Source organism: Streptomyces sp. NPDC001617 (assembly GCF_053596855.1).
In genome coordinates, this window is sequence record NZ_JBSFHA010000177.1 from 1 (window position 1) to 5,198 (window position 5,198).

A 5,198-nucleotide genomic window follows, 5' to 3' on the forward strand; every position below is an offset into this window, starting at 1 on the left:
GGCCCTGTCTTCATGCGCGCACAACGGGAAGATCACCCCAGCGGGAAACCTGTTCGACCCGCACGTTCCATGATCGGTTGAGATACAGCTTCTAGATCGTCAAGTGGCCGGAGATGTCGAAGGTGCGCTGGTGAGGTGGCGGTAGACCTCTCGCGCGACAAAGCGCTTGAGGCATCTGAAGATGTCCTTCGTCTTGAGCCCTTCGAGGGTGCGTCGTGCGACGTAGTCGCGGGTGCGTGGGTCGTGACGCATGCGGACCAGGACGATGGTGTGCAGCGCGCGGTTGGCCTGGCGGTCGCCGCCGCGGTTGAGTCGATGGCGATCAGTGCGGCCCGAGGAGGCTGGCACGGGTGCGGCCGCACACAGGTGGGCGAAGGATGCCTCCGAGACGAGTCTGTCGGGGTTGTCCCCGGCGGTGACCAGCAGCTGCCCGGCGGTTTCTGTCCCAACGCCCTGTAGCGCGAGCAGGCCGGGTGCGGTGTGGGTGATGAGGGCGCGCAGCTCGGCGTCCGCTTCTGCGATCTCCTCGCTGAGGTGCTGGTATCGCTTGGCCAGGCGCTTGAGCGCGAGTTTGACGGCAGCGGTCGGGGTGGTCGGATCGGAGCCGGGTCGGCTGGCGACCAGGCGGCGTATCAGCTCGGTGGTGGTCAGCGAGCGCAGTGCTTCGCGTACCGCAGCGGGCGCGGTGATGATCAGTGATTTGAGCTGGTTGATGGTCTGGGTGCGGGCCTTGACGGCGCTGCCGCGTACCACGCGCAGTGTGCGGATTGCCTCGACCGTGCCGTCGCGGTCCTTCGGGGTGCCGTTGGCGCGGCCGGAGAGCACTGCGGTGGCGGCGGCGTAGGCGTCGACAGGGTCGGATTTGCCTGCGGCGCGGCGAGCTCGACGATCGGGTCGGTCGACTTCGACCACCGTGATCTGGTTGGCACGCAGGTACCGGGCCAGTTCGGCACCGAAGGATCCTGTGCCCTCCATGCCGACTGTCAGCACCTGGCCGTGCGAGCACAGCCACGCCAGCAGGCGCCGATAGCCTTCAGGCGTGGTGGGGAAAGCCTCGGTGGCCAGGTGCCGGCCGATGGCGTCGATGACGGCGGCCTGGTGGACGTCGGTGTGGGTGTCGATCCCGCCGATCACTTCGATGGGCTGTGCCATGGCGGCCGAGTTGGTCCTTCCGTACGCGGTCGTGTGGGATCGCGCGTACCGGCTCGGCGGACGGACACGACTGTGATGGGACCGCGTCGGTCAAGCTCCTATGAGGTCACGATCGCCGAGCCGGTACACGCAATGGCACCGCTCGCCAGGTCGACGATTCAGAGTGAGGACAGCCGGAGCGTCAATCGGGGATCGGGTCAGACCCGCGAGCGGTGCCTCCCGCATCCTCACAGTCGGGGATCTTGGAGTTGGCGAGGTCAACGGCCCAGGGTTCGCCAGGACTTCGGCCGGGGTATCTCGCGCTGGTCGAGGTAGTTCTGGGAGGCAGTCGGCCAGCGGGGCGTGGGTGCTTCCTCGGTCGGCGGCAGTCCGCTGAGGCGCTCGATGTTGACGGCGATGGCCGTCAGGACGTGCTGGACGTGGGCCTTTCCCTGTCCCCGGTAGCGGCAACGCCGCATCCCGTGTCCGTGGGCGAACTCGTTGACCGTGCCCTCCGCTCCGGAGCGGACCGCGTAGCGGGCCTTCCAGTCAGGCGTCTGCTGCTCGGCGCGGACGCGGAGCTGCAGGTCGCGGAGTCCTCGTGGAGGGAAGCCCACGGTGCGGGCGTTGTCGGCGGTGCTGGTGCACTGGGCGCGAGCCGGGCAGGGACGGCATTGGCTCTTGGTGAACCGTGCCACGATCAAGGGGGCCGCAGTGGGCGAGGAGGTCGGGCTGCTTGGTAAAGGCCGTGTAGATCCCACCGTAGGCACCTTCGCCGGCACGGCGTCCGACTGGTTGGAGCCGAAGGTGACAGTCTCGGAGTCCGAGCCACTTCCGCTGCCGCCGCAGGCGCTCAGCAGCGGGATGCTCACACCCGCGAGCAGGGCGGCACCGCCGACACCGCGCAGCAGACTGCGGCGGCTGGCCGCGGGGAGGGAGAGTCCGCAGGGCACAGGTCCACGTACTGCTCAGGGCTGTCGTACTCAGGCATGGCACGTCGACTCGAAGAGATAAGGGAGGAAGTGACTCACCAAGCGATCAAACATGATCACATAAACCCGATCGACGGCTGTCAGAGTGCCGAGTGGGCTCACTGTCAAGCTGAGCGATGATGACCGCCGCAGTCGTAGCCGCTCCATCCGCCTGCCCGAAGGGTTGAGGACGCTCAGGAATTTGGCCTCCGACCAGCATAGATGTCTCACTCCTCCCCGTCTATCGACCGTCCTCATGGCCACCGCACCCGAGAGGGCCGAGCGAAAAGCTATCGTCCGAACTCTTGACGCCGCCTGGTCGGCTGCGTAGACATGACCACGCGGTCAGACCGCGCGATCATACTCACTGACCTCGCCAGTTCGCAGGTCACCGTGATGCACAGCCTTCGGGAGACTTCATGACACCAGGAGCGGGGCGCGACGTAGCGTCTGCTGCGCCGCGCAGTGCGGACGTCGCACGGCTGGCCGGGGTGTCGCGCAAGACCGTCTCCCGGGTGCTCAACGACGAGCCGTACGTCTCGGACCAAGCGCGCCGCCGAGTCCTCGCGGCCGCCGAGGAACTGGGCTACCGGCTGAACCAGGCGGCCAGGGCTCTGGCCTCCGGGCGCACCCACTCCCTCGGCGTCGTCGCCCTGGGGACCGAGGGATACGGGACCGCGTCGCTGCTCGTGCACATCGAGCAGGCCGTACGGGACGCCGGTTACGCGCTCCGCGTGATCAACACACCGGACGGTGCCCCGGAGGGCATCGCAGGCGCTCTGGCGGCGCTCCTGGAACAGGGTGTGGACGGCGTCGTCGTCTCCGAACCCGTCGTGAAGGGAGAAGTCCCGCTGCGCGTCGACGTACCGGTCCTCTTCATCGGAGCGCCCCCTTCCTTCACCGCCACTCGCACCTTGACCGTGAGCGTGGCCGCCCAGGAACTGGCGCGGGCGGCCACCGACCATCTGCTGGATCTGGGGCATGACACCGTCCATCACCTCGCCGGCCCGCGCCACTGGTACGCCACCAAGGATCGTATCCAGGGATGGCAGGCCGCACTTGCCGCGCGAGGCGCGCACGAGCCGCCGCTGCTCAACGGTGACTGGTCGGCCGCCTCCGGGTACGCGGCGGGCCGGGCGCTGGCCGCGGACCCCTCCGTGACCGCGGTGTTCGCCGCGGGCGACGAGATGGCCATCGGCCTGATCCACGCCCTGAGAGAAGCAGGTCGACGCGTGCCGGAGGACATCAGTGTCGTCGGCTTCGACGGCAACCCGGTCTTCGCCTATGTCTCCCCGCCGCTGACCACCGTGCGTCAGCCCTTCGCCGTCGCCGCACGGGAGGGAATCAGGCTTCTCGTGCACGCCGTCGAGAAACCCGACGCCGAGCTGCCGGAGGCGGACGAACCCCCGGTCGAACTCGTCGTCCGCGGCTCGACCGCGCCCCCGCCGTCCCACCGAGACCGGCTGCTGCCCCACCTTTGAGCACCCGCGACAGCTCCCCTCCCCGAGCGCACGCCCGCCTCCCTGGACTCCGCCGTTCCCCGCCCCCCACTGCCCCGGAGAACGGCGGTCACTGAAACACCCGCCCATTCCCCGCTACGGAGCCGCACATGTCCCCCGACCAGCCCGGCGCCAGACCCGGCGCCGCTCCACGTTCCCGCCCCGTCCCCCTTCTCCTTCTGCTGCTCGCCCTGGTCGCAGCGGTCGGCACGGTCGTCCTCCCCGCCGCCGGCAAGGCTCACGCCCTCTCCCGCCCGTCGCAGACCATGTACACCCCGCCGTCCAACGCGCCTGCCCCAGGATCGCTCTACCCCAGGGCGATACGGCTGGAGCACAGCGGCTCCGCCAACGGCACCGTGCTCGCCACGTTCGAGCAGTACACGTCCGGCACGCCCGTCTTCCCGATCTACCGCAGCACGGACAACGGCAACTCCTGGACCCACATCTCGGACGTCGCCGACACCCAGAACGGCTGGGGCATGCGCTGGGAGCCGCAGCTGTTCGAACTGCCCACGGCGATGGGCAACTTCCCCGCCGGCACGCTCCTGATCGCGGGCGACTCGGTCCCCTCCGACCGGTCCGCGACCAAGATCGACATGTACGCCAGCACGGACCATGGGGTGTCGTGGACCTTCGTCAGCAACATCGCCACCGGCGGCCAGGCCACCGCCAGCAACGGCTTCACCCCGGTGTGGGAGCCGTTCTTCCTGATGAACGGCAGCCGGCTCATCGTTTACTACTCCGACCAGCGTGATCCCGCCCACGGCCAGAAGTTGGTGCACCAGGTCACCACGGACGGCGTGAACTGGGGCCCGGTCGTGGACGACGTGGCAGTTTCCGCCTACAGCGCCCGCCCCGGCATGGCGACCGTCGCGAAGCTGCCCAACGGCAACTACGTGATGACGTACGAGTACGGCGGCGCACCGGAGGGGAACTTCGCGGTCTACTACAAGATCTCCGCCGACCCCGAGGCGTTCGGCTCCGCCACCGGCATCCCTCTGCGGACGACCGAAGGCACCGTCCCCTGCTGCAACCCGTTCGTCACCTGGCTGCCCACCGGCGGCGCCAACGGCACGCTCGTGGTCAGCGCGCAGAGCAGCACGGACCTGTTCCTCAACACCCAGAACGGCGCGGCGAACTCCTGGACCCGTATCCAGTCGACCGTCGCGGGCGGGTACAGCCGCGGGATGCTCCCGCTACCCGACGGCCACAGCCTGCTGGTGCTCAGCGGCGGCTACAACGACAGCTCCGTCCACCCGGTCACGTACGGCACCATCGACCTGGGCGGCGGCATCTCCGACGGCGCCACCTACACCGTCTCCAATGCGAACAGCAACCTGATGCTGACCATCGCGGGCGGCTCGACCGCCAACGGCACCTACGCCACCCAGCAGAACACCGACAACGCCACCGACCAGCAGTGGAAGTTCATCCTCCAGCCGTCCGGCTACTTCAAGATCATCAACGCGGCCAGCGGCAAGGTGCCGGGGGTGGAGAACCAATCCACCGCCAACGGCGCCAAGGTCCTGCAGTGGGACGACAACGGCACCACATCGCGGCGATCACCGGCATCGGCGCGGTCCGTGTCGGCGACCGG

Annotated in this window: 4 protein-coding genes and 1 pseudogene; 2 read left to right on the top strand and 3 right to left on the bottom strand. The window is 68.7% G+C overall.

What is annotated here, in order from left to right; translation table 11 throughout:
* Window positions 1-99: 99 nt before the first annotated feature.
* The 3 genes and pseudogenes from ACWC09_RS52160 to ACWC09_RS52170 all read right to left on the bottom strand — a co-directional run.
* Window positions 100-1,152: an IS110 family transposase gene (locus ACWC09_RS52160; protein ID WP_450285730.1), complete on the bottom strand. Its 1,053-nt coding sequence runs from the start codon at window positions 1,150-1,152 to the stop codon at window positions 100-102.
* A 257-nt stretch (window positions 1,153-1,409) separates the two neighbouring features.
* Complete coding sequence (locus tag ACWC09_RS52165; protein ID WP_450859316.1) at window positions 1,410-1,892, bottom strand: transposase; 483 nt, start codon at window positions 1,890-1,892, stop codon at window positions 1,410-1,412.
* A pseudogene (locus ACWC09_RS52170) lies at window positions 1,863-2,084 on the bottom strand (carbohydrate ABC transporter substrate-binding protein); the annotation flags it as partial. The pseudogene ACWC09_RS52170 and the gene ACWC09_RS52165, both read right to left, overlap by 30 nt.
* A 437-nt stretch (window positions 2,085-2,521) precedes the next feature.
* Here ACWC09_RS52170 and ACWC09_RS52175 point away from each other — a divergent pair.
* Both ACWC09_RS52175 and ACWC09_RS52180 read left to right on the top strand, forming a co-directional pair.
* Window positions 2,522-3,583 carry a LacI family DNA-binding transcriptional regulator gene (locus ACWC09_RS52175; RefSeq protein ID WP_450859317.1) on the top strand — a complete coding sequence of 354 codons (1,062 nt, stop codon included), beginning with the start codon at window positions 2,522-2,524 and terminating at the stop codon, window positions 3,581-3,583.
* Between the two features lie 128 nt (window positions 3,584-3,711).
* The coding region (locus tag ACWC09_RS52180; protein WP_450859318.1) for an RICIN domain-containing protein at window positions 3,712-5,198 on the top strand (1,487 nt) is incomplete at its 3' end.

Bases quoted from the DNA above. Each gene is read 5' to 3' on its own strand.
- ACWC09_RS52160 (WP_450285730.1), bottom strand. From the start codon at position 1,152: ATGGCACAGCCCATCGAAGTGATCGGCGGGATCGACACCCACACCGAC.
- ACWC09_RS52175 (WP_450859317.1), top strand. From the start codon at position 2,522: ATGACACCAGGAGCGGGGCGCGACGTAGCGTCTGCTGCGCCGCGCAGT.